At 68.3% G+C, this 26,579-nt stretch carries 31 protein-coding genes and 1 riboswitch; of the genes, 18 read left to right on the top strand and 13 right to left on the bottom strand.

Translation table 11 applies throughout. The features are described from left to right. Positions 1-30: 30 nt before the first annotated feature. Positions 31-276: a CDGSH iron-sulfur domain-containing protein gene (locus tag KXD98_RS25570; protein WP_260761082.1), complete on the bottom strand. Its 246-nt coding sequence runs from the start codon at positions 274-276 to the stop codon at positions 31-33. Next, the gene (locus KXD98_RS25575) at positions 273-965 is read right to left on the bottom strand and encodes a HemK2/MTQ2 family protein methyltransferase (protein ID WP_260761083.1); all 693 of its coding nucleotides are present in this window, start codon (positions 963-965) and stop codon (positions 273-275) included. The genes KXD98_RS25570 and KXD98_RS25575 overlap by 4 nt, the downstream gene beginning before the upstream one ends. 184 nt (positions 966-1,149) lie before the next feature. On the opposite strand from KXD98_RS25575, the gene KXD98_RS25580 reads away from it, so the two are divergent. Next, complete coding sequence (locus KXD98_RS25580; protein ID WP_260761084.1) at positions 1,150-1,404, top strand: hypothetical protein; 255 nt, start codon at positions 1,150-1,152, stop codon at positions 1,402-1,404. A gap of 38 nt (positions 1,405-1,442) precedes the next feature. On the opposite strand, the gene KXD98_RS25585 is transcribed toward KXD98_RS25580, so the two are convergent. Continuing rightward, positions 1,443-2,147 (bottom strand): cutinase family protein, encoded by a 705-nt coding sequence (locus KXD98_RS25585; protein ID WP_260761085.1) that lies wholly within the window; start codon positions 2,145-2,147, stop codon positions 1,443-1,445. Positions 2,148-2,365: 218 nt separating this feature from the next. Between KXD98_RS25585 and KXD98_RS25590 the strand changes: the two genes are divergently transcribed. Both KXD98_RS25590 and KXD98_RS25595 read left to right on the top strand, forming a co-directional pair. Further along, the gene (locus tag KXD98_RS25590) at positions 2,366-2,638 is read left to right on the top strand and encodes a hypothetical protein (RefSeq protein WP_260761086.1); all 273 of its coding nucleotides are present in this window, start codon (positions 2,366-2,368) and stop codon (positions 2,636-2,638) included. A 63-nt stretch (positions 2,639-2,701) separates the two neighbouring features. Then, on the top strand, positions 2,702-3,259 hold the full coding sequence (locus KXD98_RS25595; RefSeq protein ID WP_260761087.1) for a type 1 glutamine amidotransferase domain-containing protein: 558 nt from the start codon (positions 2,702-2,704) through the stop codon (positions 3,257-3,259). 6 nt (positions 3,260-3,265) lie between these two features. Here the strand turns inward: KXD98_RS25595 and KXD98_RS25600 are convergent, their stop codons facing one another. Both KXD98_RS25600 and KXD98_RS25605 read right to left on the bottom strand, forming a co-directional pair. After that, a complete protein-coding gene (locus KXD98_RS25600) occupies positions 3,266-4,129 on the bottom strand; it encodes an SDR family oxidoreductase (RefSeq protein WP_260761088.1) in 864 nt (287 codons plus the stop codon). 38 nt (positions 4,130-4,167) lie between these two features. Next, a complete protein-coding gene (locus tag KXD98_RS25605) occupies positions 4,168-4,650 on the bottom strand; it encodes a DUF4383 domain-containing protein (protein WP_260761089.1) in 483 nt (160 codons plus the stop codon). 68 nt (positions 4,651-4,718) lie between these two features. Between KXD98_RS25605 and KXD98_RS25610 the strand changes: the two genes are divergently transcribed. From KXD98_RS25610 to KXD98_RS25640, 7 genes are all read left to right on the top strand, one after another. After that, the gene (locus tag KXD98_RS25610; RefSeq protein WP_260761090.1) at positions 4,719-5,204 is read left to right on the top strand and encodes a MarR family winged helix-turn-helix transcriptional regulator; all 486 of its coding nucleotides are present in this window, start codon (positions 4,719-4,721) and stop codon (positions 5,202-5,204) included. Next, positions 5,201-6,481: an MFS transporter gene (locus tag KXD98_RS25615; protein WP_260761091.1), complete on the top strand. Its 1,281-nt coding sequence runs from the start codon at positions 5,201-5,203 to the stop codon at positions 6,479-6,481. The genes KXD98_RS25610 and KXD98_RS25615 overlap by 4 nt, the downstream gene beginning before the upstream one ends. A 206-nt stretch (positions 6,482-6,687) precedes the next feature. After that, a complete protein-coding gene (locus tag KXD98_RS25620) occupies positions 6,688-8,316 on the top strand; it encodes a PP2C family protein-serine/threonine phosphatase (RefSeq protein WP_260761092.1) in 1,629 nt (542 codons plus the stop codon). Further along, positions 8,313-9,398 (top strand): B12-binding domain-containing protein, encoded by a 1,086-nt coding sequence (locus tag KXD98_RS25625; protein WP_260761093.1) that lies wholly within the window; start codon positions 8,313-8,315, stop codon positions 9,396-9,398. The genes KXD98_RS25620 and KXD98_RS25625 overlap by 4 nt, the downstream gene beginning before the upstream one ends. Further along, positions 9,395-9,757: an STAS domain-containing protein gene (locus tag KXD98_RS25630; RefSeq protein WP_260761094.1), complete on the top strand. Its 363-nt coding sequence runs from the start codon at positions 9,395-9,397 to the stop codon at positions 9,755-9,757. Before KXD98_RS25625 ends, KXD98_RS25630 begins: the two co-directional genes overlap by 4 nt. A gap of 46 nt (positions 9,758-9,803) precedes the next feature. Further along, positions 9,804-10,808, top strand: coding sequence for an NAD-dependent epimerase/dehydratase family protein (locus tag KXD98_RS25635; RefSeq protein WP_260761095.1), 1,005 nt, complete (start codon positions 9,804-9,806; stop codon positions 10,806-10,808). Positions 10,809-10,833: 25 nt separating this feature from the next. Then, positions 10,834-12,153: an NAD(P)/FAD-dependent oxidoreductase gene (locus KXD98_RS25640; protein ID WP_260761096.1), complete on the top strand. Its 1,320-nt coding sequence runs from the start codon at positions 10,834-10,836 to the stop codon at positions 12,151-12,153. Between the two features lie 3 nt (positions 12,154-12,156). Here the strand turns inward: KXD98_RS25640 and KXD98_RS25645 are convergent, their stop codons facing one another. Together KXD98_RS25645 and KXD98_RS25650 are read right to left on the bottom strand one after the other, a co-directional pair. Next, complete coding sequence (locus KXD98_RS25645; protein WP_260761097.1) at positions 12,157-12,594, bottom strand: thioesterase family protein; 438 nt, start codon at positions 12,592-12,594, stop codon at positions 12,157-12,159. Then, the gene (locus tag KXD98_RS25650) at positions 12,594-13,901 is read right to left on the bottom strand and encodes a hydroxyacid-oxoacid transhydrogenase (RefSeq protein WP_260761098.1); all 1,308 of its coding nucleotides are present in this window, start codon (positions 13,899-13,901) and stop codon (positions 12,594-12,596) included. The genes KXD98_RS25645 and KXD98_RS25650 overlap by 1 nt, the downstream gene beginning before the upstream one ends. A gap of 54 nt (positions 13,902-13,955) precedes the next feature. Between KXD98_RS25650 and KXD98_RS25655 the strand changes: the two genes are divergently transcribed. After that, a complete protein-coding gene (locus tag KXD98_RS25655; RefSeq protein ID WP_260761099.1) occupies positions 13,956-14,639 on the top strand; it encodes an alpha/beta hydrolase in 684 nt (227 codons plus the stop codon). A 39-nt stretch (positions 14,640-14,678) separates the two neighbouring features. Here KXD98_RS25655 and KXD98_RS25660 read toward each other — a convergent pair whose 3' ends face one another. The 5 genes from KXD98_RS25660 to KXD98_RS25680 form a co-directional block, all read right to left on the bottom strand. Beyond that, complete coding sequence (locus tag KXD98_RS25660) at positions 14,679-15,944, bottom strand: sulfotransferase (RefSeq protein WP_260761100.1); 1,266 nt, start codon at positions 15,942-15,944, stop codon at positions 14,679-14,681. Next, positions 15,941-17,020 (bottom strand): DUF1214 domain-containing protein, encoded by a 1,080-nt coding sequence (locus KXD98_RS25665; RefSeq protein ID WP_260761101.1) that lies wholly within the window; start codon positions 17,018-17,020, stop codon positions 15,941-15,943. Before KXD98_RS25665 ends, KXD98_RS25660 begins: the two co-directional genes overlap by 4 nt. 110 nt (positions 17,021-17,130) lie before the next feature. Then, on the bottom strand, positions 17,131-17,970 hold the full coding sequence (locus tag KXD98_RS25670; protein ID WP_260761102.1) for an SDR family oxidoreductase: 840 nt from the start codon (positions 17,968-17,970) through the stop codon (positions 17,131-17,133). A 73-nt stretch (positions 17,971-18,043) separates the two neighbouring features. Next, entirely contained in the window at positions 18,044-18,478 is a 435-nt protein-coding gene (locus tag KXD98_RS25675) for an SRPBCC family protein (protein ID WP_260761103.1), read from the bottom strand. Next, positions 18,475-19,320: a lysophospholipid acyltransferase family protein gene (locus KXD98_RS25680; RefSeq protein ID WP_260761104.1), complete on the bottom strand. Its 846-nt coding sequence runs from the start codon at positions 19,318-19,320 to the stop codon at positions 18,475-18,477. The genes KXD98_RS25675 and KXD98_RS25680 overlap by 4 nt, the downstream gene beginning before the upstream one ends. 221 nt (positions 19,321-19,541) lie before the next feature. On the opposite strand from KXD98_RS25680, the gene KXD98_RS25685 reads away from it, so the two are divergent. The 7 genes from KXD98_RS25685 to KXD98_RS25715 all read left to right on the top strand — a co-directional run bounded on the left by KXD98_RS25685 (position 19,542) and on the right by KXD98_RS25715 (position 25,329). After that, positions 19,542-20,612, top strand: a complete 1,071-nt coding sequence (locus KXD98_RS25685) for a diguanylate cyclase (RefSeq protein WP_260761105.1) — start codon at positions 19,542-19,544, stop codon at positions 20,610-20,612. 218 nt (positions 20,613-20,830) lie between these two features. Next, on the top strand, positions 20,831-21,298 hold the full coding sequence (locus KXD98_RS25690; RefSeq protein ID WP_260761106.1) for a hypothetical protein: 468 nt from the start codon (positions 20,831-20,833) through the stop codon (positions 21,296-21,298). A 61-nt stretch (positions 21,299-21,359) separates the two neighbouring features. Continuing rightward, on the top strand, positions 21,360-22,814 hold the full coding sequence (locus tag KXD98_RS25695) for a serine hydrolase domain-containing protein (RefSeq protein ID WP_396882074.1): 1,455 nt from the start codon (positions 21,360-21,362) through the stop codon (positions 22,812-22,814). Between the two features lie 54 nt (positions 22,815-22,868). Continuing rightward, complete coding sequence (locus KXD98_RS25700) at positions 22,869-24,338, top strand: amidase (RefSeq protein ID WP_260761107.1); 1,470 nt, start codon at positions 22,869-22,871, stop codon at positions 24,336-24,338. Between the two features lie 81 nt (positions 24,339-24,419). Continuing rightward, positions 24,420-24,485: riboswitch (guanidine-III (ykkC-III) riboswitch) on the top strand. Between the two features lie 18 nt (positions 24,486-24,503). Then, the gene (locus KXD98_RS25705; protein WP_260761108.1) at positions 24,504-24,818 is read left to right on the top strand and encodes a multidrug efflux SMR transporter; all 315 of its coding nucleotides are present in this window, start codon (positions 24,504-24,506) and stop codon (positions 24,816-24,818) included. 11 nt (positions 24,819-24,829) lie between these two features. After that, on the top strand, positions 24,830-25,204 hold the full coding sequence (locus KXD98_RS25710) for a multidrug efflux SMR transporter (protein ID WP_260765435.1): 375 nt from the start codon (positions 24,830-24,832) through the stop codon (positions 25,202-25,204). Then, positions 25,201-25,329 (top strand): hypothetical protein, encoded by a 129-nt coding sequence (locus KXD98_RS25715; RefSeq protein WP_260761109.1) that lies wholly within the window; start codon positions 25,201-25,203, stop codon positions 25,327-25,329. The genes KXD98_RS25710 and KXD98_RS25715 overlap by 4 nt, the downstream gene beginning before the upstream one ends. A 9-nt stretch (positions 25,330-25,338) precedes the next feature. On the opposite strand, the gene KXD98_RS25720 is transcribed toward KXD98_RS25715, so the two are convergent. Further along, positions 25,339-26,535 carry an NAD(P)/FAD-dependent oxidoreductase gene (locus tag KXD98_RS25720; RefSeq protein WP_260761110.1) on the bottom strand — a complete coding sequence of 399 codons (1,197 nt, stop codon included), beginning with the start codon at positions 26,533-26,535 and terminating at the stop codon, positions 25,339-25,341. Positions 26,536-26,579: the final 44 nt, after the last annotated feature.

The raw sequence follows: 26,579 nt of genomic DNA on the forward strand, positions 1-26,579 counted from the left end.
CCCGGCACATCGGCACGGGCGCAAACTTTTTCAGTGGCCGCCCGCCGCGGGGGTCTGCTCGGGTACCCGCTCGCCGGACTCCTCGGTGCGTTGGCGGCGGCGGTGGCTGGTATCGCACAACGGATACGTCTTGGAGCGGCGGCACGCGCAGATCGCGACCATGAAGCGGTCCGACTCCACAGTGCTGCCATCAGGCAGCTCGATACACACCGGCCCCTCGACGAGTACCGGCCCGCCCGGTACGACACGTACCAGGCGGGCGGGTTGGTCGGTCATGGGGCGTCCGCGCGGATCACCACGATCCGCTCACAGCGTGCTCCCGGCGCCAGCAGCCCGGCCGCAGCCAGCCACTGCGCACGCGCGCTCATCACCGGGCCCAGGGGAATAACCTGCTGGGCAACGACTTCGGCGCGCATTCCGTTCGACCGCAGAGCTGCCAGCGTCTGACGTACGTTCGAGCACTCGGAATGCACGATCAACATCGTGCCACCCTCGTCGAGCAACAGGGGCGCGGCCGCGCACATCGGGTCGAGCACCAGTCGACCGTCGGTGCCGGCGTTCCAGGCCTGCGCCGGCCCGGCCGTGGGCGGGATCTCGGCGGTGTCGTCGACGGGCGGATGGGGCACATAGGGCGGATTGGCCAGTACCACGTCGTAAGGACCGAATTCCACAGCGCGGGCCCATGATCCGCGGTGTACCGACACCTCGGCACCCGCCGCCGACGCCTTGGCCCTGGCATGGTGGACCGCCCGCGGACAGATGTCGAAGGCCGTCACCTGCGATGCGCCCGCGGTGGCCGCCTCGACGGCGACAACGCCGCTGCCGGTGCACAGGTCAGCCACCCGCGCACCCGCCACCAGCCCCGTCGAACGCATCACGTCGACCAGGAGAAAAGAGTCCTCCTGCGGCGGATAGACATCGACCGGTGTGGCGACGGCGTCGAAGTCGGTATATGCGGTCGTCACGTGTACTCCTTGCTACTGCGCCTGCACGACGCGGTAGAACGTCGCTTCTCCTTTGTGCCCCATTCGTCGCAGGTCAAACCCCTTGATTGACAGGCCCTTCGTGCTCCTGGGGACCCAAGGAGACGTTTGTGCGCGAGCTGACGCGGGAAGGCCAGAGTCCACAGTCGAAACGAAAGGGACTTCGATGGCAATCTGCGACACCTGCGGCAACGACTACGACAAGGCATTCACGGTCAAACGGCACGACGGCCGAACCTCGACGTTCGACAGCGTGGAATGCGCTGCCGTGGAACTGGCACCCGACTGCCGGCACTGTGGCTGCCGCATCCTCGGTCACGGTATCGAGACCGACGAGGGCATCTTCTGCTGCGCCCACTGCGCCCGCAAGGACAGCAACGCCGACGTCAACGACCGCTACCCGGTGCCGGCCGGGGCCTGACGCGCCGCCCCGGCGGCCGATCCGCGATCTGGGTGATCTCAGAGCCGCTCGACCGCGAACCGGGCACCTTCGGCGACCTGGCCATTGACCGGGTAGAGCGCGTGTGCCAGTGACGGTCCGCCACCGGGCTCACCCGAGCAGATGGCGTCGCCGGGAGCGCACAGCTGCAGAGTCTTGTCGGCATAGAGCGGCCCGATCGTGATGGCCGGTGCCTGGTACTTGCTGAGGAACTCACCCGAGGGGGTACCGAACAACACCACCGCGGCGACGTGGTCGGCGACCTCGGCAGGCATCGGTGCCGGCGCGATCGACGCGGGCACACTCGTAGGCACCACATCGGAGGTGACGAATCCGGAGACCACCGCCCCTTGCGAATACCCACCGAGAATCAGCTGGGTGTCGGGGCAGTTGGCGGCCATGGCCTCGACCCGGTCGGCACCGTCACGGATGCCGTCGATGACGGTACGGGCGAACTCCTCACGCGCGGAAAAGTTGTTCGCTGCTGGATAATTCACCGCATAGACGCCGACACTGCGCGGCGCGGCCTGAGCCCGCACCGAGTCGACGAACGCCTGGCCCACCCCGCCCACCCCGGGCGCCTCGCCGGTGCCACGCGCGAAGATCACTTCCACGTCCGGACAGGCCTGTGCGGACACCACCGGCGCGGTCGCAGTCCCCGTCAACGCCGTCCAAGCGCCCAACGCCACTGCGGTGGCGACCCGGGCCACCCATCGACCTGCCATGTGCTCTCCTCCTCGACCGAACGCGTCGTGCTCGACGCGATGTCGAGCATTACCCGTCGGCGGCCCGGCCAAACGCCGACCTGAGGCAGGTGTCCGACCGTGCCCGGCCGGAATTGTCGAACGCGCTGGGCCAGAACGCCATTGACCGCCTCTGGGATCATGGCTGGATTCCGGCACCCGATGTCCTCCGGTCTCCGTTTCTCGGATACGGTCGAGCGATGTCCAACGTTTCGTCCAACGACCGCATCGAAGACGTCGCTCCCGGCGATCTCGTCGTCGTCGACCGCGGTTCCGGCCAACGGCCCTGCAAGGTCGTCCATGTCGACGATCTGCAACCCGCCGGATCCGGGTTTCGCCTGACGTTCGAAGACCAGAACGCCGAGACGTTCCAGCTCGATCTGGCTGCGGGCACCCGGGTCACCCGTGCGCTGGAGTCGAAATGGGAGTCGACGCAGAGCCCGACTCCCAACACCGGCGGCCCGTCGGCGTAGGCCCGCGAGGTTCGATCGGCGGGCAACGGGTAACCGGCAGCAGAGCTGATGAAAGGATCTGCCATGCCGAACGAACTGCAAGGCCGAAAGATCGCGTTTCTCGCCGCAGACGGTGTCGAGAAGGTCGAGTTCGAACAACCCCGTGACGCTGTGCTCGACGCCGGCGGTCAGATCGAGCTGCTGTCGCTGCAGACCGGCGAGATCGACGCGCGCAACCACGATCTGGAGCCGGCAGGCACGCTTCCCGTCGACCGCGCGGTTGCCGATGCCAAGGTCGAGGAGTTCGACGCGCTGGTACTACCCGGCGGCACCGTCAACGGCGACAAACTGCGCCTCGACGAGTCGGCCGTCGCCTTCGTCCGCGATTTCGTCCGTTCCGGGAAGCCGGTGGCGGCCATCTGCCACGGACCGTGGGCACTGGTCGAAGCCGATGTGGTCTCCGACCGCACGCTGACGTCCTACCCCAGCCTGCGTACCGACCTGCGCAATGCCGGCGCTACGGTGGTCGACCAGCAGGTGTGCATCGACGGCAACCTGATCACCAGCCGCTCACCGAAGGACCTGCCGGCCTTCTGCCAGGCGATCACCGATCAGTTCGCCAACACCCCGGCCCACACCTGATCCGCGTTACGGCAGCCGGTCGGCGGTGGCACCGGTGTTGCCGCTGTCAGCCCGCGTGTGCTCGCCGGTGAACCCGATCAGCCGGACCAGCGGTTCGGCGTAGCGGTCGAACACCCGCGGTAGCAACCGGTAGACGACCCGCAGCGGCGCATTGACCACACCGACCTGCCGGTCGCGCGACCGGCGTCGGTAGGAAGCGTCGACGATCGTGGCCGCGATCTTCTCCGGTGGATCGGCCAGCGGCGGCACCCGCGGCACCCGGGCCAGGTAGTTTGCCGCGTGTCGGTAGATGGCGGTGTTCACCGCCCCTGGATAAATGCCGTGCACCGTGACACCGGGGTGGTCGCGGGTCTCCTGGCGGAGCACGCGCACCAGCGCGGTGACGGCGAACTTGCTGATCACGTACGGCCCGACCAGCGGCACCGCGACGTGTCCGAACAATGATCCGACGATCACCAAGGATCCCGATCCCCGCGCCGTGAATCGCTGTACGGCCGCGCGGGCCACGTAGATGACGCCCAGCACATCGGTCGCGATCAGCGCGTCGATGACCTCGGCGGGGATCTCGGTGAGGCGGCCGATCACGGCAACCGACGCGTTCTGCACCACCACGTCGGGCGTGCCGAGCTGGCGGGTCGCGTGATCGAACAACCGCTCGACCTGGCTCCGGTCGGCGATGTCGGTGGGTTGGGTCAGCACCTCGGCGGCGCCCCGGTCCCGGCACTGCGCTGCGACCTGCTCCAGCGATGCGCCGTCGCGCCCGGCCAGTGCCAGTCGTGCGCCCTCAGCGGCGAACCGCCAGGCGCTGACCCGGCCGATCCCGGTCGATGCGCCGGTGATCAGAACGACGCGCGCAGAGGGCTCGTACACGGTGAACCTCTACCCGCCGGTGTGCCGGACAAACGGGCTCAGGTGTGCCTGCGATCGTGTGCGACCCCGCGGGTGCGGCCCCAGATCAGCACCAGTATCAGCATGCCCAGCGCCAGGGTCAGGTGCAGCCAGTTGCCGGCGTTGTCCACCGGGATCACATTGGCCGGCGAATCCCGCGCCACCACAAAGCCGTAGCCGGCCAGCAGCCCGTAGCCGGCCGCCCCGGCGATCAGGAATCCGCGGGCGCCGTTGAAGGTGCCCGACAACGCCACCCCCAGCACACCGAAGATCAGGTGGATGGCGTTGTGCAACCCGGACACCGCGAAGAGGCCGAACAGCGCGGCACCGGAGTGATGTCCGGCGAAGGCGAGCGCGTCGTAGTCGGTGGTGACGCCGGGAATGAAGCCCAGCACGCCGAGGGCGAGGAAGAGGCCACCGACGGCGACGGCGGCATGCTGCAGCGGCGCGCGTCCCGACGTCGGTGCGGCGGCGGGGCTGCCCTGGGTTCCTGGTGTGGCCATGGGCCGGTGATAGCCGCTGTGGCCGGCTCGAAACGGTGTGCCGCGCGCGAATTTGCCAGAACATTTATGTGTGCTATGCATATTTGGTGCCGCCGTCTCCCCTCGATGCCCTCGACGACCTGTTGACCCGCATCCACATTGCCCGGCTGCGGCCGAACTGGCGTCGCCGGCTGCTCGATGCGGCCGGTCCGGTCAGCACCATGTCCGCGCTACGGGTGTTGCGAGCCGTCGAACAGTGCGAGAACGCCGGGGCTGGGGCCAGCGTCCGTGACGTCGCCGACTTCCTGGGGGTCGAGCAATCCACGGCCAGCCGCACCGTCGCGACGGTGGTTGACGCCGGACTGCTCGACAAGACCATGGCCACCGATGACCAGCGCAGGTGCCGGCTCCTGCTGACCGAGAGCGGTCGCGCGGCGCTCGCCGAGGTCACCGACCGCCGCCGGGACCTCGTCGCCGAGGCGGTGGCCGACTGGCCGCACGCCGACGTCGCCACGCTGGTGTCACTGCTACAGCGGTTGGCCGAACGCTTCGAGACGGCGGCGCCGAGCCGATGACCGCCGAGACCACACCCGCCGCACCCGCGCCAGAGCTGCGCAGCCGGGGTGCGCTCGGACTGATGTTCGACCCGGTGTTCGGTGCCCTGTTCTGGGGAAAGATGTTCTCGGTCGCGGCGGTGTGGACCCACGGGATCGTCGCCGCGATCGTCATGTACGACGCCACCCGCTCGGCACTGATGGTCGGGATGGTCGGCGTCGTGCAGTTCGCCCCGCAGCTGATCCTGTCCCCCACCAGCGGCAAGTGGGCCGACACCGGCAACCCGTTCCGGCAGATCCTGCTGGGCCGGGTGTTATGTGTGGTGGGCTCGGGCTCCATCGCGATCTGGTTCTTCGCCTCCCCGGAGATCGCCGGGATGGCCGCCGCGGTACCGGTTCTGCTGGGCACGACGCTGGTCGGTTTCGGATTCGTCGTCGGCGGTCCGGCGCTGCAGTCGATCGTGCCGAACCTGATCCGGATGGGTGAGCTGCCCACCGCGATGGCGCTCAACAGCATGCCGATGACGGTCGGTCGCGTCGTCGGCCCGGCCACCGGCGCGTACCTGGCCGCGCACCTCGGACCGGCTTCGGCATTCGCGGTCAGCGCAGCCCTGCATCTGGTCTTCGCGCTGGTGCTGATCGCGGTGCGTTTTCCCGCGCCACGGCAGCGGCGCGCCGGCGCCGACTACCGCGTCCGGGTCGCGGTGCGCTATGTGGTCCGCGACCGGCCGCTGCTGTTGGCCCTGGTCGGGGTGACCACCATCGGCGTCGCGTCGGACTCGTCGATCACGTTGGCGCCGTCGCTGGCCGATCGACTCGGCGGTGGCGCCACGCTGGTCGGGACCCTGTCGGCGGTGTTCGGTGTGGGCGCCGCGGTCGGCATGGGCGCGTTGGCGCTGCTGCGCGGGCGGATCAGCTCGGCGAGGGTGTCCTCGATCGGACTGGTCAGCCTCGGTGCCGGTTGCGCCGTGCTGGCGCTGAATTCGACCGTGGTGGTGGCGATGACCGGACTCGCGATTGCGGGGTTCGGGTTCGGATGCGCGATGACCGGGCTGAGCACCCTGGTGCAGGAACGCGCGCCCGAGGAACTGCGCGGTCGCATCATGGCGCTGTGGCTGGTCGGATTCCTGGGATCGCGCCCGATCGCCGCAGCGGTGCTCGGCGGTTCGGCGGACCTGTTCGGGGTGTCGGCCGGTTTCGCACTCGCCGCCGCGATGACCGCGGTGGTGGCGGTGGTGTGCCTTCCCCGCCGACTCACCGGTCCGCTGCCGGGCAGCTGGCCGGAATCGAGATTATGACGTTCCGGTCGTCGCGCCGCTGACGTTTGCGCTGGTACGGCCAGTGTGGCGGGCACGATGTGACGGCGTCGCCGTAGACTGGCATGACCGCGATTTCCGCTGGACGGGGCCGAGCTGGGATGCTCCAGTCAGGGAGCGGGTGACTGTCGGGCGCGGTCGCACATCACGTGCAGCGGCCCCGGGCATCACCCGCGTGAGGAGGTGGTATGAGGGACAACGCAGCCTCGGGCACCGGCACAGGGCTCGACGATCTGTGGACTGACGTGCCCCATCCCGTTCTGGTTGTCGATCCCGCCGGAGTGGTCCGCGCGCTGAGCGAATCCGTTCAACGGGTCCTGCCCGACGCGACCGTCGGCCGTGCCCTCGCCGACTGTGCGCCGGCGTGGCTGGCCGAAGCGCACCGCTGCGCTGCCCGTCCGGTGTCGGGTGTCCTGGACGGACACCGTTACACCGCGCAGCCCACCGCGCTGGCCGGCGCAGACCTCGCCTGGTGGCTGGTGGCCGAGAGCACGCCGGCTGTGCAGGAAATGCGCCAGGCGCTGGCCCGGGAACAGGAGCGTGCGGCGTTTCTCGACGAAGCGTCCGCGGTGCTGATGGCGTCGCTGAACATCGACCGCTGCATGGAAGCCACCGTGCAGATGGCCGCGCGCCACATCGCCGACGCGGCGGTGGTGGTGGCACCGGTGGTCGGCGGCCGGTTACCGGTGGTGTGCTGCGACGACCAGGGCGTCGTCGAGCACCGCCAAATCACCGCCGACCCTGCCGAGGTGGCCGGGCTCAGCGAGGCGCTGCGCGGATTCCCCCCGGTGCCTTCCCGATGGATCGATCCGACCGCGGTCCCCGATTGGCTTGTCCCCCAAGAGTTCATCGGCTCGATCGGTTCAGTGGTCATCACCCCGCTGCCCGGCCACGGCGTGCCGGCCGGCGCGCTGGTGTTGTTGCGACGCAACTCCCAGACCGTGTTCACCGCGGGCGAGGAGTTGTTCGCCCGGCTGTTCGCCGCACGTGCCGGGGCGGCGCTGTCGGCTGCCCGGCTCTATGCCGAGCAGTCAGCGATCACCCGCACCCTGATGCGCGATCTGTTGCCCCCGCAGCTGCATCGCCTCGACGGGATCGAGCTGGCCGGCGGCTACCGGGCCTCCGAGGACCACGAAGCCGTCGGCGGCGACTTCTACGACGTGCACCCCGCCGTCGGAGACGACGGGGAGACTCTGATCGTGCTCGGAGACGTCTGCGGCAAGGGTCTGGAGGCCGCGGTGATGTCGGGCAAGATCCGCAATACGTTGCAAGCCCTGGCTCCGTTGGCCGGCGACCACGCCGCGGTGCTGGGTCTGCTCAACAGTGCGCTGCTGTCCCCGCACGACACCCGATTCGTGACGCTGGTGCTGGCCTCGGTGGCGTGCCGGGACGGCCGTGTGACGCTACGGCTGACCAGCGCCGGTCATATGGCACCGCTGATCGTGCGGAGCGACGGCAGTGTCGAAGAGGCCGACACCCGCGGCACCCTGGTCGGGGTGCTTCCGCACATCAACGCCCGCACCTTCGAGACGTCGCTGGCGCCTGGCGAAACCTGTCTGCTCTACACCGACGGCGTCACCGAGGCGCACGGTGGCCCGCTGGGCACCGACATGTTCGGTGAGCAGCGGCTCTCGACCGCGCTGGCCCAGTGCGTTGGTCTGCCGGCCGAGGCCGTCGTCGAGCACGTGATGATGCTGACCTCACAGTGGGTGAACCGACGCAGCCACGACGACATCGCGGTGGTGGCCATCACATCTCCCCGTCGCACCCATCTAAGCGCGGTGGACGGGCACACAGCGGGTAGATACATCGCATGAGCGCCGCCGGTGACCACTCGGGCCCGGCCGAAGACTTCCGGGAGCAGCTGTGGACCGCTGCCGTCGACGGTGACGAGTACACCGCGATCCAGGTCGTCTTCGGGGCACTCGAACGCGGTATGCCCGCCGAAGATGTCCTGCTCGAGGTGATCGCTCCGGTCCAGCAGCGGGTGGGTATGGAGTGGGCCGCCAACCGGATCACCGTCGCGCAGGAGCACGCGGCCACCGCGATCAACGATCGGGTGATCGCTGCGTTGGCCCATCACCCGGGCGTACACCGGCCTGCATCTGCCGGACGGGTGACCGTCGCGTGCGTCGACGGTGAATGGCATGCGATGCCCGCGCGCCTGCTCGCCGAGGTCCTGCGGTTGCACGGCTGGCGGGTCGACTTCCTGGGAGCCCAGGTACCGACGCCGCACCTGATCGCCCACATCAACCAGCACGGACCCGATGTCGTCGCCCTGTCGTGTTCCATTGCCACCGGGCTGCCCACCGCCCACGCGGCGATCACCGCCTGCCAGGCCGCCGGTGTGCCCGTCCTGGTCGGCGGTGCGGCCTTCGGGACGGACGGCCGGTTCGCCGCGCTGCTCAACGCCGACGCGTGGGCGCCCGACGCTCGCTCGGCAGCGGCCCGACTGGCGCAGGGGTTCGGGCCGGTCCGCATCGCACCCACCCACCAGGCCGTCGACGACCTCCCGCATCTGGCCGACCAGGAGTACACGATGGTCCGCGACTCGGCGGCGCGGCTGGTGCAGGCCACCATGAGCGACCTCGAACAACGCCTGCCGGACGTGCGCGACTACACCGAGCAGCAACGCCAGCACACGACCGAGGACATCGCCCACACCATCGACTTTCTGGCCTGCGCGCTTTACACCGATGACGACCAACTGTTCACCCAGTTCGTCGCCTGGACCGCCGAGATCCTCAGCGCGCGCGACGTGCCCGCCGCGTCACTGCTGCCCTCCCTGGACTCGCTGGCCGCGCAACTAACCGAGTTCCCCCGCACCCAACGGCTGCTCCGCAATGCGCGTGCCGGCCTGCTCGTTCCGCTGTCCGCCGACCCCGAACTCCCCGTATGAACAATCTCACCGTCACCATTGCCTCCGCGCCTCCGGCTACCTGCGTGCACGTCTGCGGCGACCTCGCCTACGGCTCGACCGCCATATTGGTCGACGCGGTGGCCGCCCTCTGCACCCCCGGCGCCGGTGTCGAGCAGCTGCATCTGGACTTCACCGAGCTGACGTTCTGTGACTCGGCCGGCTTGTCGGCGTTGTTGCTCATCCACCGCCAGACGTGCGACGCAGGCATTCCGTTGCACCTCGATCACCGGCCTGCACACCTCCAACGGGTCCTGGAGATCACCGGCCTGCTCGACCACCTGACCACCTCTGCGGTCCAGACGCCGGCCAACGACCCCGACGAGACCGAGATCGGCTGAACGCCAGAGTCGTTTTCGCTTCCGGCAGACGGGGAACAGCACCGTTATGTCTGTGCGTGTCGCCGTCACCGGCCCCACCGGGGAGATCGGCCTGTCGGCCATCAGCGCACTGGAAGCCCACCCCGAGGTGTCCCAGATCGTCGGGATGGCCAGGCGACCGTTCGACCCGACCGGCCACGGCTGGACCAAGACCACCTATCGCCAGGGTGACATCCTCGACCGCGACGCCGTCGAGTCCCTGGTCGCCGACGCCGACGTGGTGGTGCACCTGGCCTTCATCATCATGGGCTCCCGGGCGGAGAGCGCCCGGGTCAACCTCGCCGGCACTCGCAACGTCTTCGAAGCGACCCGTGACGCTTCGGCAGCCGGCGGCCCGCACCGCCTGGTCTATACCTCGTCGGTGGCCGCTTACGGGTACCACTCCGACAATCCGGTCCCCATCACCGAGGACGTCGCGCCGCGCGGCTCTGCCGAGCACTACTACTCCGAACAGAAGGCAGCCTGCGAGGCGACCCTGGCCGAGATCACCGCCGGCTCCTCGCTGGAGGTGTACGTGCTGCGTCCATGCATCGTCGCCGGACCGAAAGCCACCGCGTTGGCCGACGCGATGCCGTGGAACCAGCTGCCTGGTCCGGTCCGACGGATCTCCCAAGCACTGCCGCTGCTCAAGCCACCGTTTCCCGACCCTGGCACGCCGTTGCAGCTGGTGCATCATGACGACGTCGCCAGCGCCATTGCACTGGCCGTCACCACCACGACGGCGCCGCCCGGGGCCTACAACATCGCCGGCGACGGGGTGTTGTCGATGTCGGATGTCGGTGATGCGCTGGGGGCGCGTCCGCTGAAAGTGCCGCACGCCGCGGCGGTCGCGACGTCGGAGGTGGTGTCGCGGCTACCGTTCGTCCCGTCCAGCCTGGAATGGCTGCACGCCGGGCGTACCTCGGTGGTGATGGACACCACCAAGGCTCGTGAAGTGCTCGGTTGGAAGCCTAAATTCACTGCAGCACAGACTCTTTCAGCACTGGCGAGCACAATGGACCAGGATCGGTGATCACCGGATGCGGAGGATGTGACCGATGACCTCTGTCGTGATTGTCGGCAGCGGGTTTGCCGGCTTCGAGTGCGCCCGACGGCTGGTCCGGATACTCGGCAAAAACCAGCAGCACGGAGCCGATGTCGAGGTGACCGTGGTGTCGCCGGTCGACTACATGCTCTACACGCCGTTGCTGCCCGACGTCGCCGGTGGTGTCGTCGACGGACGGTTCGTCACCATCCCGCTGGCCAACGCCCTACGAGGAGTCCGACTGGTCCGGGGCCGCGCCACCGACGTCGACTTCGACGGTAAAACCCTGAGCTACACCGATCCAGAGGGCCGCACCCGGCCGTTGTCCTGGGACCGGTTGGTGCTGACGCCGGGTTCGGTGACCCGGTTGTTCGACATTCCCGGGCTGGCCACCCACGCCCGTGGCCTGAAGTCCACCGCCGAAGCGTTGTATCTGCGCGACCACGTGCTCGAACAGCTTGAGCTCGCCCATGTCGACGACGACCCGCAGCGCATCCGAGCCCGCCGCACCATCGTGATCGTCGGTGCGTCCTACTCCGGAACCGAACTGGCGGTGCAGTTACGTGCGCTGGCCGATTCCGCGGCGCGGCAGCTGGGTTTCGACGGCTCCGAGGTGCGATTCGTACTGCTGGACATGGCCGAACAGGTGATGCCGGAGGTGGGCGAGAAGCTCGGCGCGGCCGCGATGCGGGTGCTGCGTGAACGCGGGATCGACGTTCGGCTGGGTATGACGCTGGACTCGGTGGCCGACGATCACGTCATCCTCAGTGACGGCAGCCGGGTCGACACCCACACGGTCGCCTGGGTCACCGGCGTGACCGGTGCACCCCTGATCGAGGCCCTGGGGCTGGAGACCGAACGCGGCCGGCTGAAGGTGGGCCCGGATCTGCAGGTGCCAGGCCGGCCGGCGGTGTTCGCCGGCGGTGACGCCGCGGCGGTGCCCGACCTCACCAAACCGGGCACCATCACCCCGCCCACCGCCCAGCACGCGACCCGGCAAGGAAAAGTGTTGGCCCGCAACGTCGCCGCCAGCCTCGGTTACGGCACCGCAAAGCACTACAAGCATCGAGACATGGGCCTGGTGGTCGATCTGGGTCCACGCTACGCCGTGGCCAACCCGCTCAACATCCAGCTCTCCGGGCGACCGGCGAAATTCGTCACCCGCGCCTACCATCTGCTGGCGATTCCTCGGTTCGTCAACCGGTGGGCGGTGTCGTTGGCGTACCTGACCGATGCGGTGTTCGACCGGTCGGTGGTCTCGATGGGGTTGTCGACCAGTGAGGACGCCAATTTCGCTGCCAGCGAAGGTATTCCGCTGCCGAAGGCGAATTGAGTCTTACTCCCGGGTTGCGGTGATCTCGGCCAACATCGCACGGATCCGCGGGGGGATCGCAACGGCCCGGCGGGTGTCCCGGTCGACGAAGACGTGGACGAAATGACCGTGCGCGACCGCCGACTCGTCGGCGCCGCGGAAGATCGCAACCCCGTAGGTGACCGAGCGGTTGCCGAGTCTGTCGACCCGTAGTCCGGCGCGCAGCTCGTCGGGGTAGGCCACCGGCGCATGGTAGGTGCACGCGGACTCCACCACCAGCGCGATCACGGGTCCGCCGTGGATGTCCAGGCCGGCGGCGGTGATCAGGAAGTGGTTGGCGACGGTGTCGAAGTAGCTGTAGTAGGTGACGTTGTTGACGTGGCCGTACACGTCGTTGTCCATCCACCGGGTGGTGATGGGCACGAAGTAGCGGTAGTTCGCCGCGGTGGGAGGTCCGGTCATCACCAGTACCGCATCGCACGGGCGAAGGTGTCGGTCAGCAGCGCATGGTCGACGACCAGCGGCGCGTTGGACAGCAGGCGCTGTTGCGGCAGGGCGCCGTCGGCCAGCGCGGCGGCGTCGGAGCCACGGTAGCCGACCCCGGCCAGCCCATTGGGCATCGCGACCGCGCGCATGATCTCGATCAGGTGATCGGCCAGGATGTCGCCGGCATCATCGGCGGGCACGGCATCGAGTACCTCGGCGCCGAGGGTGCGAGCGGCGTCGAGGTGGCGGACCGGGTCGGTCGACGCGGTGGCACGCAACGCCGCAGGCGCGTTGAGGATCACCGCCATGCCGTGCGGGACCAGCGGTTCGTCGCCGGGATAGCCCGACGGATGGTAGCGGCGGACCTGCCCGGCCACTGCATAGGACATCGCGTGTGGCAGATGCACTCCGGCGTTGCCGAAGGCGATACCTGCCAGCGTGGCGGCCCACATGACGCGTTCGCGCGCCTGTCGGTCCGATGCGTCGGTGACGGCCCGCACCAGGTACTTGCCCAGCAGCCGCAGCGCCTCTCTGCTGCCCAAATCGCTCCACGGGTTGGCGCCCTGGCTCATCGGGCGAAGGCTGGGCCGCTGGGCAGCGCTACGTCTGGAATAGGGCCGGGCGGTGTAGGACTCCAGCGCGTGTGCGAGCACGTCCAGTCCGCTGCAGGCCACAACGGGTCCTGGCAGCGTGTCGGTGGCATCGGGGTCGACCAGCGCCTCGGTGGGACGCAACCCCGGAGCCGCGATGCCGGTTTTGGCGCGCATGGCGAGCAGGTCGAAGATCGCGATACCGGTGACCTCGCTACCGGTTCCCGACGTGGTGGGGCAGGCGATGTGCGGGCGCAGCGGGCCCGGCACCGGTGTGCCGGCCCCGATCGGGGCATTGACGTAGGCGAGGAAGTCCGCGGGATGGGTGGCATACAGATTGGCCGCCTTGGCGGTGTCGATCACCGAGCCCCCGCCCACGGACACATAACCGTCCACTGCTGCCTCGGTCGCGAAATCGATGGCGTGTCGGAATGATTCGTCGGTCGGCTCGACGTGCACGTCGGTGTAGGAGACGATGTCGATGCCGGCCTCGCGCAGCGATCGCGCCGCGGTGTCGAAGACGGCCAGCTGCGCGACACCCGGGTCGGAGAACAGGCCCACCCGGCTGATCCCCAACGCCGCGGCGCGCTCCCCCACTTCGCGCAGGCACCCCCGCCCGAACGTCACGCGGGACGCATCGACGGTGAACGCGGTGTCCCAGCAGTCGCCGATGAGGTCGTGATCGCAGCCCATCCGTCGATTCTGCCTTTCGTGGCGTGAGGGGGGTCCATTCGGCACTCTGGAGGCATGGATACCGTCGAGTACGCGCCCCGACGTCTGGCCGATGTGTTCGGCGACCCTGCCGGGCCGGCCATCCTGGTATGGCACGGCACCCAGACCGATGCCCGCGCCACGGTCGCCCCGCTGTGCGAGCTGCTGGCCCAACGCGGCTTCGGTGTAGTAGCGGCGGACTGGGACTCCCACGCCGCGGACAACGGCCGCGCCGACCTGCTGGCCTCGGCGCACTTCGCCCTGAATTGGTCGGTCGGGTCGGCGGGGCTTGCAGTGGTCGGCTGGTCACTCGGTGCGGTGGCCGCCGCGGGTCTGACGCTGCGAGCAGCGCACTACGGCGTGGTGGTGACCCATACTGTCGGCCTGGCCGGCGCTTTCATGGCCTCCGACCCGATATCGGGTGAGCCGTTGCCCGCGCTGGTGGACACCGCGACCGGCGGTGCTGAGTTCACGCTGGTCCACGGGGTCGACGACGATGTGGTGCCGGCCGAGGCCAGCTATTCGTTCGCAGCCGACCTGCGGCGGGCCGGGTGGCCGGTACGGGTTGTGGAGTTGCCGACCGACCATGGCGCGATCGCCGGGGCTCGTTACGACCCCGCCGTCGACCGGTACTTTCCCGCTGACGACGACCACACCCGCACCGTCGCCACCGATGTGGCCGACCACATTGCGGCTGCCCTCGCCGCACGCCACGGATAGGTCCGGCGCAGTGGAGCACCCGGGGAACAAGATCGGCGCCTACACGCTGCTCGAGTTCGACCGACCTCGGCGAGCGACGAACCGATCCCGATACGCCGACAGCCGGCACGCCACCTCCGCGGGATCCAGCCCGACATCGGCCTCGTGGTAGGCGACACCACCGTGTCGGCCCCGCGGGTGCTCCCTGCGGAACCGCGCCATCGCCTCGTGCGCACGCGGCCCGAACGGTTGGCCGGCCAGGGCGTAGATCTGCGCGATGGTGCCCTCCTCGTCGGCCATGAAGTCCTCGAACCGGACGTCGAGCGACTGCTCGGCGGGTAGCACATCACGGTCCCGCAGGCAGCCGGCGAACAGATCTTCGACGCGGCTCAGCCAATAACGGCCCAGCGCGACAGGATCCGGGTGCCGCGACGCCATCCGGGAGGCGTAGGCGATCATGGTGACCATCGACCGGGTTACCTCGACCGGGTCTCGATGGGTCACGACGAAGGTCGCGTCGGGGAACGTGGCGGCCAGCGTCGGGAACTGCTCAAGGTGCTGCGGGGACTTCAAGACCCACCGGCTGCCGCCGCGCAACCACTGCAGCGCCTGCAGGCTTCGTTTGAGGTACTCGTAGGACGGGCGCTGGTCGTGGGTCCGGTAATGCTGGGCGAAACTCGGCACATGGTAGGTGGTTTCGAACAGCATGCCCGAGATGTCGTTGGCCAGCAGCTGAATCTCTTCGTGCGCATGGTCGACCGTCATCTCGTGCATGCGTTTGAAGTCGGGCATCGTGGTCTCGATCAGCTCCAGGCCCGCTGCGCAGCGATCGCGCCTGGGCTGTTCACCGTCCTCGTCGGGGTCGGGGAACGGTTCGAGGCTCTCCCAGTAGGGCAGGTAACGCAACCCCGGGTCGGCAGCGATCAGGTTGTGCAGGTGCGTGGTGCCGGTGCGGGGCAGGCCACAGATGATGATCGGTCGTTCGATCGGGATGTCGAGGATCTCGGGATGGGCCGCCAGCAGCGCCTCCAACCGCAACCGGTTGACCAGATTGCCCGCAAGTTGTTCGAACGCCACCGCGACGCCGGCGTCGGAGAGGCCGGCCTCGTCCCGCAAGGCCGCGCACAGCACGTCCAGACGTTCCCGAAAACCGTTGTCTCCCCAGTCGTCACATCCGGTGCGTGCAGCAGCTGTAGAGACCAGACAATCCGGTGTGAGCTCCAGCGTCTGCCCGTAGGCAGCCAGCGCCTCCCGCATCGGTTGCGCCGCCGCGGGATAGACCGGGTGGCTCAGGTCGGTAAACCGAACCGGCGCCGGGCTGGTCATTGCGACAGCTCTGAGAGCGAGACCACCCGGCACTGCGGACGGGCCGGGGTCTGTTCCGGTAGGAACCAGCGCAACCAGATCAGTCCTTGAGACCGTCCGGCCGTCGACACCCAGTTCGGGTGGCCCGGATCGCGGTCACTGATCACGATCTGCCACGACCCGTCGGGCCGGTAGCTGACCTGTGCGCCGTTGATGGTCACCCGCTCGTAGGTGTAGTCGTAAGTGTGCAGGAACGGGTTCCACAGGCACAGGTTCCAGAACACGCACTGCGGTGATGTGCCCTCGATGATCAGGGCCTGATCCGGTTGCAGTTCATAGGATCCCATCGCGTACGCGGCGTCGGCGGCCGACCATCCGTAGGCGTGTTCTGGCACCGGGAACGGTTCGTGGATCTCGTTGGGCGGCTGCACCCGGGTCGGCAGGAACGACAGTTGTTCGCCGATCCAGGTGCGGGCGGCGCGCATTCGACGGATCAGGTCGGCGGCGTCGTCGCGACGCCGCGCCGGCGGGTCGAGCGCTTCGATCTTCCACTGCGGGCGACGGCCCGATCTCGGGTCCACCATGTAGTCGCGGGTCAGCGCGACCACGGCGTCCGGGTCGAGCTTCAGCCAGGTGCCGGTTTGCCGCGTCGGGCTCAGCAAGAATTCGAAGTTGCCGTCGGAGTCGAATTGCAGGGAGCGGTCGTTGAGCGTACCCACGATGCGGTTGCTGTAGCGGCCGTCATCGGGACCACCGTAGACGGTCATCGACAGGTAGACCGCGTCGCCGCGGTTGCCGGTCACCCGGTAGGTCCGCGCCGGATCCACCGGCGCCAATTGATAGAACGCGTCGGAGTTGTCGCCGCCCCACTTCAGGTAGGGGCCGATGATGTCGACAAGATGCGGATTGTCCTTGTCGCCCCACACATACGCATCGACGGCGACGCGCAGCAGGCTGAACGTCAGCCGGTACCCGTCGAGGACGTCTGCTTCGGGCAGCGGCGGGTCGGCTTCGAGCAGCTTGCGTTCGATCGCACGCAACTCGTCGAGCAATTCGCCGAAGGCGCGCGAAAGCTCTGCTCTCGGTGTGTCGTTCACGCGCCCTCCTCGACACTGGCTGAATCGACGGCCGGCTCGGGCGGGTCCGGAAGCGACGTCGCTCGCACAGCGTTTTACGCTACGGAAGGTAACGTAATGCCGTCAAGGGTTCACCCCTGCTGCGCGGCAACTCGGGCTCGTTCCCGCATCGATGCCACCACGCCACCGTCGTTGAGGATGTCGGTTCCGGTCAGGTAGCCGGCCCGCTCGCTGACACAGAATGCCAGCAGGTCGGCCATTTCCTGCGCGGTCCCCCACCGTGGGACAGCGGCGTCGGCGACCATCGCGCCCGCACCCGCCTGCTCCTCCAGTCGTCCCATCTCGGTGTCGGTCGAGCCCGGCGATACCGACACGATGCGCTGCGAACGCGTGTTGAAGCGTTCGGCCGCAGCGCTGCTGTACCACTTCACGAACGCCTTGCTCACCGCATAGGCGATGCCGGAACGCAGATCCTCGGGCACGATCTCGCACGCCGTGCGCAGAGCGGCCAGAAACGCCGCCTCATCGTGTAGAGCCAGGGCGAATTGCGCTGTGGGGACGAAGTCTTCGGGAATCAGGTAGGCACCCATCGAGGCCACGTTGACGATGGCGGCCCCTTCGCCCGCGACCGCGTGGAATGCCTCGTTGACGTAGAGCGTGCCCAGCGTGTTGGTTCGCAGGACGTACTCCGCATCGCCCATGCTGGGACTGACACCCGCGGTGTGCACGACCGCACGCAGCACACCCCGTCCCGTCGCGCGCTCGAACAGCTCGTCCACCGCGGCCCGGTCGGTGACATCGCAGTGCAGCCCGGTCGCGGTAACTCCGCGGCCGGCGAGCTCGGTGACGGCGGCGTCGAGCCGATCCTGCCGGACGTCGGCTAGCACCACGCTGTCATCACGCCCGACCACCTGGGCCGTTGCGAGACCCATCCCGCCGGCGCCTCCGGTGATCACGGTAACGTTCTGCATTCTCGGAAGATATACCGAACCTGTTACCGGATGCGGCGCGGGTCTCGGCCGGCAGCCCGGTTTCCGTGCCAGCTCAGCCCTCGACCAGCTCCTTGAGCCGGTCCACCGTCTGCTTCATGATGTGCGCTACCTGCCGCGCGGCCACGCGGTCGGCGATCAGTCCCAGCAGGCCGCCGGGGGCCTCATAGGCCAGCCGGAACGTCACCTTGGTCCGACCGTCGCCGGCGTCGCGCAACCGGAAGCGGCCGCGCAGCGACACACCGGTCAGCCCCACCCACGCCAGATCCCGGGCTGGGTCGAACTCGACGACCTCGATGACGCCGCCGATCGGCACCGACCCGACCTTCCAGTGCACGGTGTAGCGCGAACCGACGCCGAGGACCCCTTCGGTGACGATCTCCCAGCGCTCCAGGCTGGCCATGAACTCCGGGTAACACCCCGGGTCGCTGACGTGCTTCCAGACGGCGTCCCGGTCGGCGTCGATGACCACGCTGCGTTGGAGCCTCATCCGAGCACCGGGAATCGACGTTCGGCGGCAAGGCGGTCGACCGCAGCCTGCAATGCCCCCTCGACCCGGTCGTGCACGGCCTGGTCGTCACCGGCTTGGACGTCGTCGGCCGCTATCGGCTCCTGCACCTCGACAACGATCTTCGACGGCAGCGGGATATGGCCGGTCAGGTCGCTGATCACCAGTCCCCACGGTGGCGCGATCGCGATCGGCACGCTCTTGAGCCTCAGCAGTTTGTCGACGCCGAGCAGCTTGGCCAGCCATTGCCCGCGGCTGATGAAAAAGACACTTTCCTGACCACCGACGCTGGCGATCGGGACGATCGGCACACCGGCTTCGCGGGCCAACTTCACGTATCCCATCCGGCCGCCGAAATCCACCGTGTTGCGTTCCCAGAACGGACGGAACACCTCGTAGTCACCGCCGGGGTAGACCAACAGCGCGGCGCCGGACTCCAAGGCGAGCCGGGCGTTGTCGGGATTGGCCGCGACGGTGCCGAACTTGCGCAGCGACGCCAGCGGCGGCGCCGAGACGACAAGGTTGTGGGCGAGTTGATAGAAGGGCCGCTCAACGCCGAAGTACGAGCAGAACGCCAACGTAAACACAAAAGTGTCCGGCGGGACATTTCCCCCGGAGTGGTTGCCGACCAGCAGAACAGGCCCTTCGGCCGGTATCCGCTCGAGTCCGCGCACGTCGGCGCGGAAGTACAGCGAGGCCAGCAACCACAGGCCGGGGAGTTGCTCGCGGATGTAGTCGGCGTCGCGTTGGTCCAGGTCGGCCTTGGGCACCCGCGAGGAAACCTGGTGCTTGACCCATTCGAGCGCATCGTCGAAGCCCGCCATGCAGGGGATATTGACAATGCTGCGTTTCGGCAAACCTGGGTTGACGCACGGCGAGCTCAGCCGGTCGGGGTGGGCTCGCACCCCGGGTTGCTTTGCTCACTTCGCACATGTCGGCGGGGTTGGCAGTCTGGGCCTCTGAGAGACGATGCGCGTGTACCGTGGGCAAACACAATCGAACGCTTTTTATGGTCGCTCGCAACGTTTCTTGGGGGATGCGGCGAATGAACAGAATAGTCAGGTGGTGGAGCGCGCCGGATCAGTTCGACTGGCTCGGCGGCTACTTGCAGGCCCGGGGGTTGGGCCGGCCGCTGCGACGCATGTTGGCGCTCGTCGCGGCGTCGTTGACGCTGGTCCCGATCAACGCAGTGTGGGGCCCCGCCGCCGTGGACAGCGCATTCACCTTGCTGCTGGCCCTGGCCTCGGGGGTCGCGGGGCTCACTTTGGCGTTGTTGTGGATGACTCGCTGGCCGACCCGGTCGGAATCGATCGTCTTCGCCGCCATCGGCAGCATCACCATTGCCGCGGGGTGTCTGTGGCAGACCGATCCGCTGATCGGTCTGCTGTTCTGCACCGCACTCGCAGTGTCCGGCGGCTACATCGCGTTGTTCCACAGTGCCCGATACATGCTGTTGAACTTCGCCCTGGCGATGGGAGTCGGTGCGTGGCAGGCCTACCGGGTGGCTGAGTCGGGTGAGTTGATGTTCGCGGCGACCGGCTTCTTCCTGGTGCTCGAACTCAATATCGGAGTGCCGTTTGCGATTCAGGTGGTGGTCCGTACCCTGGGCGCCGATCTGTTGCGCTCCGAGCGAGATCCGCTGACCGGGCTGCTGAACCGGCGGGCCTTCACCGACGCCGTGGTCGGCCGGATGATGACCCGGGGCGACCATGCTCAGTGCGCGCTGGCACTGCTCGATCTCGACCGATTCAAATCCATCAACGATGCATTCGGCCACGCAGCCGGAGACGAGGCACTGATCGAGGTGGCCGCGGCACTGACGGAAGCCTGCCCGGAGACTGCCCTGGTATGCCGGATGGGTGGCGAGGAGTTCCTGGTCGCCGAGGTTTTCACCACCTCGGTGCCGGCAGACTGGGCTCAATGCCTGTGTGCAGCGGTGGAATCGGTGTCCTACCGGGTGACAGCCAGTGTGGGGACGGCCACGGCGTCGTTGCGCAATGTCGATGCCGACCAGGCTGCGGCCACGTTTCACCAACTCGTCCGTCAGGCCGACATGGCGATGTATTCGGCCAAGCGCCGCGGTGGCAACCGGGTGCAACACGCGGGAGCGCCGTAGAGACCGCCCACTGTGCCTTCCGGGAGGAGAATCGGCCGGATTCTCGCCACTGACGCACGGTCGGCCTGGACATCGGGACATGGGCCTGATCGTCAAACCCGACGTTTTCCGATCGTTACCGAGGTTTGTCCCTTTCGCCACATGGGTAACTTCTGTCACAGGGCTCGCGATCCTCCGCCGAGCTTCACACCGAGAAAAGAGTCGAATGGATCACCACGATGAATACAGTCCTCTACTTCAGCACCAACGGCGCCGTATATGAGACGCGGGCCTACAGCACCGCCGATATCGACGCCCTCGTCTCCGATCACGCGCTGCAGTCCCTGAGCAGCGCCGACCACCAGTTCGACTTCTGGTTCAGCCCGACCACTCGACGGTGCCAGCGTCGGGTCAACCGTCGCGCAACCGAATTACTCCTGGCAACAACATCTTTCACTGCCAAGAATGTGCCTCTGCTCTACGGCTGTGTCGTCATCGCCAGCCATGACGAGGACGGCGACCTCGACGGCCTCAGCTGGCAGCAACTCGACCTGCTCGTCGCGCGCAGCCGTTCGCTGACCACACGCGACGGGCGGGTGCTCAATCGGCGGATCAACCGCGAGGACGCCCGCGCCCAGCGCGCCGTGGCCGCGGTGGCCGCCACCGCGGTGAGCTGCGCGCGTACGCGCACACCGGTGCGACACTGACGCACACGCCAGAACCGCCGATCCGGTGACGTCAGGCCGGGTCCGCATTACCGTCGGCTGCGTGGCGGTGTCGGGCTTTGGCGTCGCGCGCGTCTGCGTCGCGGTAGTTCTGCTCCTCAGCCTCAGCGCGGTATCTTCGTGCGGACATCCGACGCCGCCGCCATCTCGCGCCCCGACGTCCACCCCGACGGCGACCGCACCGCAGGTGTCCCCGAGCGTAGATTTCGCCACGGTCTCCGCGCTGATCCGCGAGGCGATCGCCGAGAACCGACTGCCCGGGGCGGTGGTGCAGATAGGGCATGCCGGCAGGGTGGTCTTCCGGCAGGCGTTCGGCGTCCGCAAACTCCCCGGCGAGCCGGGGCTGGACGGCTCGCCCACACCCGCCGAGCCGATGACCGACGACACCATCTTCGACCTGGCGTCGCTGAGCAAGGGCATCGGGACTGCACCGGCCGTTCTCCAGCTCTACCAGCAGGGGCTGCTGCGCATCGATGATCCTGTGCAGACCCTCCTGCCCGATTTCAACCCGACCGGTGACCCACGACGCGCCCGGGTAACCGTGCGGATGTTGCTGACCCACACCTCGGGGTTGGCAGGAGATCTGAGCCTGGACGGTCCGTGGGGGCTTCAGCGAGCCGCCCGAGCCGAAGGCATCCGCCGTGCGCTGGCTGCGTGGGTGGTCTACGACCCGGGCGAGGTCTTCCACTACTCCGACATCAACTTCATTCTTCTCGGCACGATCGTCGAGAGGATCACCGGCGAACCGCTGGATCGATACCTGCACGAACATGTCTTCACGCCGCTGGGCATGACCGATACCCGCTACCTGCCGGCTTCGAAAGCCTGTGGACCGCATCGTGTTCGGGGTACTGCTGTCACGCTCGCAGGCTATCCGCCCTGGGTCGGGGGGTGTCCGGCAGGGACGTGGAGCACCGGACTGCTGCCCCGCATCGCTCCCACCGCCCGAGACGGCGACACCCCCGGCCGCAACCCCGATTACGGGTATCTGCTTCGCGGTACGGTGCACGACCCGACGGCACGTCGGATGGGGGGCGTGACCGGCAGTGCCGGCATCTTCTCGACGGTCGGTGATATCGGCCGGTTCGCCCATGCGCTGCTCGATCGTCTGGCCGATCGGCCGAGCACATTCCCGCTCAGCCGTGCCGCTGCGGTGCTGATGACGACCCCGCAGCAGCCCGGACACCACCCCGGTCAACTCGACGCGGCCAACGGTGCGACATCGGGGGACTACCCGGCGGTGCCAGGACAGACTCTGCGCGGCTTCGGCTGGGACATCGATTCGATACATTCCCGACCGCGCGGCGAGGCCTTTCCCGTAGGGAGTTTCGGGCATGTCGGCTTCACCGGCGTGACGCTGTGGATCGATCCCGGATCGGACACCTATGTGGCCGTGCTCGCCAACGTGATCCACCAACCGGGCGGGCCACCGATCGTGAGCCTCAGCGGCGACATCGCCACAGCTGTCGCACAGTCGCTGGGTCTGTACCAAAACTGATCCGAACCCGACGGTGCGGCCCACCTCGCCGCATCCGTTACGTACCGTCGAACCGTGGACTTCGACGAATACCGCAGCTACGACGCAACCGGACTGGCCGAGCTCGTCGCCGATGACCAGGTGAGCGCAGCCGAACTGCTCGAACTGGCTCGGCAGCGGGCGGCCGCGGTGAACCCCCGCCTGAACGCCATCGTCGCTGACGTCCCTGCCGAATCCGCGCCGCAGCGCGACGGGCCGTTCGCCGGGGTGCCGTTTCTGATCAAGGATCTGGCGCAGGATTACGCGGGTCTACCCACCTCGGCGGGCTGTCGCGCGCTGGCCCGCACACCGGCCGCCGAGCACGCCACCGTCGTGTCGCGCTGGCTCGACGCCGGCCTGGTGATCTTCGGTAAGACCAACACTCCGGAGTTCGGCGCCAAAGGCATCACCGAACCCGAGCTGTGGGGCCCGACACGCAACCCGTGGGACCTGACACGTTCTCCCGGCGGGTCATCGGGCGGTTCGGCCGCGGCGGTGGCCGCCGGTATCGTGCCGTGCGCGGGCGCCAACGACGGCGGCGGATCGATCCGTATCCCGGCGGCGTGCTGCGGGCTCGTCGGCCTCAAACCCGGCCGCGGACTCACACCGTCGGGACCGGCGGTCGGGGAGTCGATGCACGGGGCTGCCGTGCAAGGAGTGGTCTCACGCACGGTTCGCGACACCGCGGCGATGCTCGACGTCATCGGTGGCGGTGAGCCGTGGGCACCCTATGCTCCGGCAGCGCCTGCCGCGTCGTTCGCCGGGAGCCTGGGCGTCGGTCCCGGCCGGTTACGCATCGGGGTCCGGGTTCCATCGGCGATCAATCCGCGACCGCACGCTGAGGCCCGTGCCGCGGTGGACACTACCGTAGCGGCGCTGACCGAGATGGGGCATCACGTCGAAGAGCTGGCCTCGGCGCCGTTCGACGACGCAGTGCTGGCTCGCGATTTCCTGTGCACCTGGTTCGTCTATACCGCTTGGGAAGTCGACGTGGCCAAGAGGCTGACCGGCGCCGGTGACGACGCGTTCGAGCGCGACACCCTGGTGCTGGCCGCGCTGGGGCGGGCCACCAGCAGCGTCGACTATCTCGACGCAGTGCAGCGGCGTCACGACCACACCCGCAGGCTGACCACGTACTTCGAGTCCTACGACCTTTTGATGACGCCGACGTTGGCCACTCCTGCGCCCAGGATCGGCGAGTTCGATCTCCCGGTGTTGCTGCAGCGCGCCTCCGATGTGTTGCTCAAGACCCGCACCGCCCAGTTGTTGCGTTTCACCAAGATCGTCGACGACATCGTCGACAAGAACCTCAACTGGGTTCCCTATACGCAGCTGGCCAATCTCACTGGAAGGCCGGCCATCTCGCTTCCGTTGCACTGGACTGCCGACGGCCTGCCGCTGGGCGTGCAGTTCGTCGCGCCGTTGGCCGGTGAGTCGCTGTTGCTGCGGCTGGCCGCTCAACTGGAACAGGCCCTGCCGTGGGCCGACCGCACCGCTCCGATCTGATGGGCCCCCGGCAGTGGTTAGCTGTCTCACCATCGACAGCGGGCTCGTGACTCCCGGCGACACATATCGGTAACCTGGCCGCACGGCCCTCTTCCCGGGGGTCTGCGGACGAGGGAGCAGTACCCGCCCAAGCCAAGACTGCCTTTTTCGGGAGGTGGTGCTGTCGTGGCCTGGTTGATCCTCATCGGGTCCGGTCTGCTCGAAGCGGTGTGGGCGGTCGCGCTCGGAGCGTCGGACAATTTTCGCCGCCTGCGCCCGACCGTCGTTTTCGCCGTGGCGATGCCCGCAAGTCTGGTGGGCCTGGCCATCGCGATGGGACCGCTGCCCACCGGGACGGCGTATGCCGTCTGGGTTGGTGTCGGCGCTTCGGTGACTGTGCTGTGGGCCATGTTCACCCGCCGGGAGTCGGCCTCAACTGCGCGCGTCGCGTTGCTGGTGCTGCTGGTGACATGCGTCGTCGGGCTCAAGGTGGTGAGCTAGCGATGCCGGCAATGCCGTGGGTGGTCTTGATCGTCAGCGCAGTGCTCGAAGCGGTCTGGGCTACCGCGCTGGGCCAGACCGAGCAGTTCACCCGGTTCGCGCCCACCGTCGTCTTCCTGATCGCGATCGTGTTCAGCATGGCGGGCCTCGGGTGGGCCGCCCGGTGGATCCCGATCGGCACCGCCTACGCGGTGTGGACCGGGCTGGGGGCGGCGCTGACCGTTGGTTACGCGATGTGGACCGGCGCAGAGGCGGTGTCGGCGGTCAAGGTGCTGTTCCTGGCCGGGATCATTGCGGCGGTGGCCGGTCTGCGCTGGCTGCCTCCGCAGTCCCCGGCCCGACGCGTGGTTACCGGCCGCGCCGGCGGGGTATCGGGTTCGGCATGACAACATCGAATGAAGATGTCACGCCGGAGCCCGCCAAGGATGACGAGGTGCTCGCGCCGGCCACCCCGGGCGCGGAAGGTCTGCCGCTGCCCGACGGCGCGGTGGACAAACCGTCCCAGACCTGACCCTTCGGTTCACAGCCGGCCTTTGAGGATCTGGCGCCAGTACAGCCGGGGCAGGATGTAGCGGTCGAAAACCCAGGCGCTGCGGCGGGGTTTGGTGGAATCGACGAAGGACGGCAGCGACGACGCGATCGCACCGGAGCGGTAGAACTCGCCGGCGATCAGGTGGCGAGCGTCGGTGGTGATCGGTGCGACGGAGTAGCCGTCATAGTGCGCCAACGCTTGTCCCCGGCGCGCGGCCAGCAGGTTGTGGACCAGCGTGGCGATCTGGCGCCGCAGCGCACCCCCGGATGGGTCGGTGTCGACCGCCGCGCCGTCACCCGCGGCCCAGACATCGGGCCGGGACCGGTGCCGCAGGGTGCCGGCGTCGATGTCGACCAATCCGTGGGGGTTCTGCCCGGCCAGTCCCGATTCGTGCACCCAGCTCGGTCCCCGGAAGGGCGGCACGATGTGCAGCAGATCGAAGTCCAGCGTCTCGGCCGCACCGGAACTCGCGATCGTCAGCTCGCCGGCGTCGACGTCGACGGTCTCGACGCGCGAGTCGTACCGCACGCGTACACCCAACTGCTGCAACGCTTCCGAGACCCGACTGTCGATCTCCGTAATGCCCAGCAGGCTGGGTCGGTCGACCACCAGGGTGAGGTCGAGTGCGGTTTGCCGGCCGGTGCGCCGCCAGTGATCGGCGGCCAGAAAGAGCGGTTTGACGGTGGTGCCGGTGCAGCTGACCGGCGGGCGAGGAACGGTGAAAACCGCACGGCCGCCGGGAGGTAACGCTCGAACGAGCCGCCACGTCTTCTCGGCGTGGTCGAGGTAGTTGCTCGTGACGGTCGGGGCCTGGATCGCGGTGTCGATGCCGGGCAGTTCGGCGGTGTCGGGCACCAGCCCGGTGCCGACGATGAGATCGGTGTAGCGGTAGGTCCGCCCGGAGTCGCAGTGCACGGTGGCCCGGTCGGCGTCCACGGCCAGCGCGTGATCCCGGATCCACGTGCATTCGCGCGGCGTCACCGATCGCTGGGTGCGTTCGGCAGCGCTCAGGTCGGCCTGCCCGCCGCCGACGTAGGACAGTAGCGGCCGGTAGGTGTGCACGGTCTGCGGTTCGATGACCGCGACGTCGCGCAGCCCCGCTCGGATCAGGCGGGCCGCAGCGCTGATGCCGGCGTTGCCGCCGCCCAGGATAACGACGTCGAAGTGGCGGTCGCCATGAGACATTCCACGGCGTTACCCCCGCGGCGCGGTGGGTAACCGAGGTCGAA

The organism is Mycobacterium sp. SMC-4 (genome assembly GCF_025263265.1).
Lineage (GTDB): Bacteria > Actinomycetota > Actinomycetes > Mycobacteriales > Mycobacteriaceae > Mycobacterium.

Coding starts and splice junctions, on each gene's coding strand:
- KXD98_RS25590 (WP_260761086.1), top strand. CDS start 2,366: ATGTCCAACGTTTCGTCCAACGACCGCATCGAAGACGTCGCTCCCGGC.
- KXD98_RS25715 (WP_260761109.1), top strand. CDS start 25,201: ATGACAACATCGAATGAAGATGTCACGCCGGAGCCCGCCAAGGATGAC.
- KXD98_RS25655 (WP_260761099.1), top strand. CDS start 13,956: ATGGATACCGTCGAGTACGCGCCCCGACGTCTGGCCGATGTGTTCGGC.
- KXD98_RS25660 (WP_260761100.1), bottom strand. CDS start 15,944: ATGACCAGCCCGGCGCCGGTTCGGTTTACCGACCTGAGCCACCCGGTC.
- KXD98_RS25620 (WP_260761092.1), top strand. CDS start 6,688: ATGAGGGACAACGCAGCCTCGGGCACCGGCACAGGGCTCGACGATCTG.
- KXD98_RS25680 (WP_260761104.1), bottom strand. CDS start 19,320: ATGGCGGGCTTCGACGATGCGCTCGAATGGGTCAAGCACCAGGTTTCC.
- KXD98_RS25595 (WP_260761087.1), top strand. CDS start 2,702: ATGCCGAACGAACTGCAAGGCCGAAAGATCGCGTTTCTCGCCGCAGAC.
- KXD98_RS25580 (WP_260761084.1), top strand. CDS start 1,150: ATGGCAATCTGCGACACCTGCGGCAACGACTACGACAAGGCATTCACG.
- KXD98_RS25710 (WP_260765435.1), top strand. CDS start 24,830: ATGCCGTGGGTGGTCTTGATCGTCAGCGCAGTGCTCGAAGCGGTCTGG.
- KXD98_RS25640 (WP_260761096.1), top strand. CDS start 10,834: ATGACCTCTGTCGTGATTGTCGGCAGCGGGTTTGCCGGCTTCGAGTGC.
- KXD98_RS25650 (WP_260761098.1), bottom strand. CDS start 13,901: ATGGGCTGCGATCACGACCTCATCGGCGACTGCTGGGACACCGCGTTC.
- KXD98_RS25570 (WP_260761082.1), bottom strand. CDS start 276: ATGACCGACCAACCCGCCCGCCTGGTACGTGTCGTACCGGGCGGGCCG.
- KXD98_RS25625 (WP_260761093.1), top strand. CDS start 8,313: ATGAGCGCCGCCGGTGACCACTCGGGCCCGGCCGAAGACTTCCGGGAG.
- KXD98_RS25645 (WP_260761097.1), bottom strand. CDS start 12,594: ATGACCGGACCTCCCACCGCGGCGAACTACCGCTACTTCGTGCCCATC.
- KXD98_RS25635 (WP_260761095.1), top strand. CDS start 9,804: ATGTCTGTGCGTGTCGCCGTCACCGGCCCCACCGGGGAGATCGGCCTG.
- KXD98_RS25615 (WP_260761091.1), top strand. CDS start 5,201: ATGACCGCCGAGACCACACCCGCCGCACCCGCGCCAGAGCTGCGCAGC.
- KXD98_RS25685 (WP_260761105.1), top strand. CDS start 19,542: ATGAACAGAATAGTCAGGTGGTGGAGCGCGCCGGATCAGTTCGACTGG.
- KXD98_RS25690 (WP_260761106.1), top strand. CDS start 20,831: ATGAATACAGTCCTCTACTTCAGCACCAACGGCGCCGTATATGAGACG.
- KXD98_RS25630 (WP_260761094.1), top strand. CDS start 9,395: ATGAACAATCTCACCGTCACCATTGCCTCCGCGCCTCCGGCTACCTGC.
- KXD98_RS25675 (WP_260761103.1), bottom strand. CDS start 18,478: ATGAGGCTCCAACGCAGCGTGGTCATCGACGCCGACCGGGACGCCGTC.
- KXD98_RS25720 (WP_260761110.1), bottom strand. CDS start 26,535: ATGTCTCATGGCGACCGCCACTTCGACGTCGTTATCCTGGGCGGCGGC.
- KXD98_RS25605 (WP_260761089.1), bottom strand. CDS start 4,650: ATGGCCACACCAGGAACCCAGGGCAGCCCCGCCGCCGCACCGACGTCG.
- KXD98_RS25585 (WP_260761085.1), bottom strand. CDS start 2,147: ATGGCAGGTCGATGGGTGGCCCGGGTCGCCACCGCAGTGGCGTTGGGC.
- KXD98_RS25670 (WP_260761102.1), bottom strand. CDS start 17,970: ATGCAGAACGTTACCGTGATCACCGGAGGCGCCGGCGGGATGGGTCTC.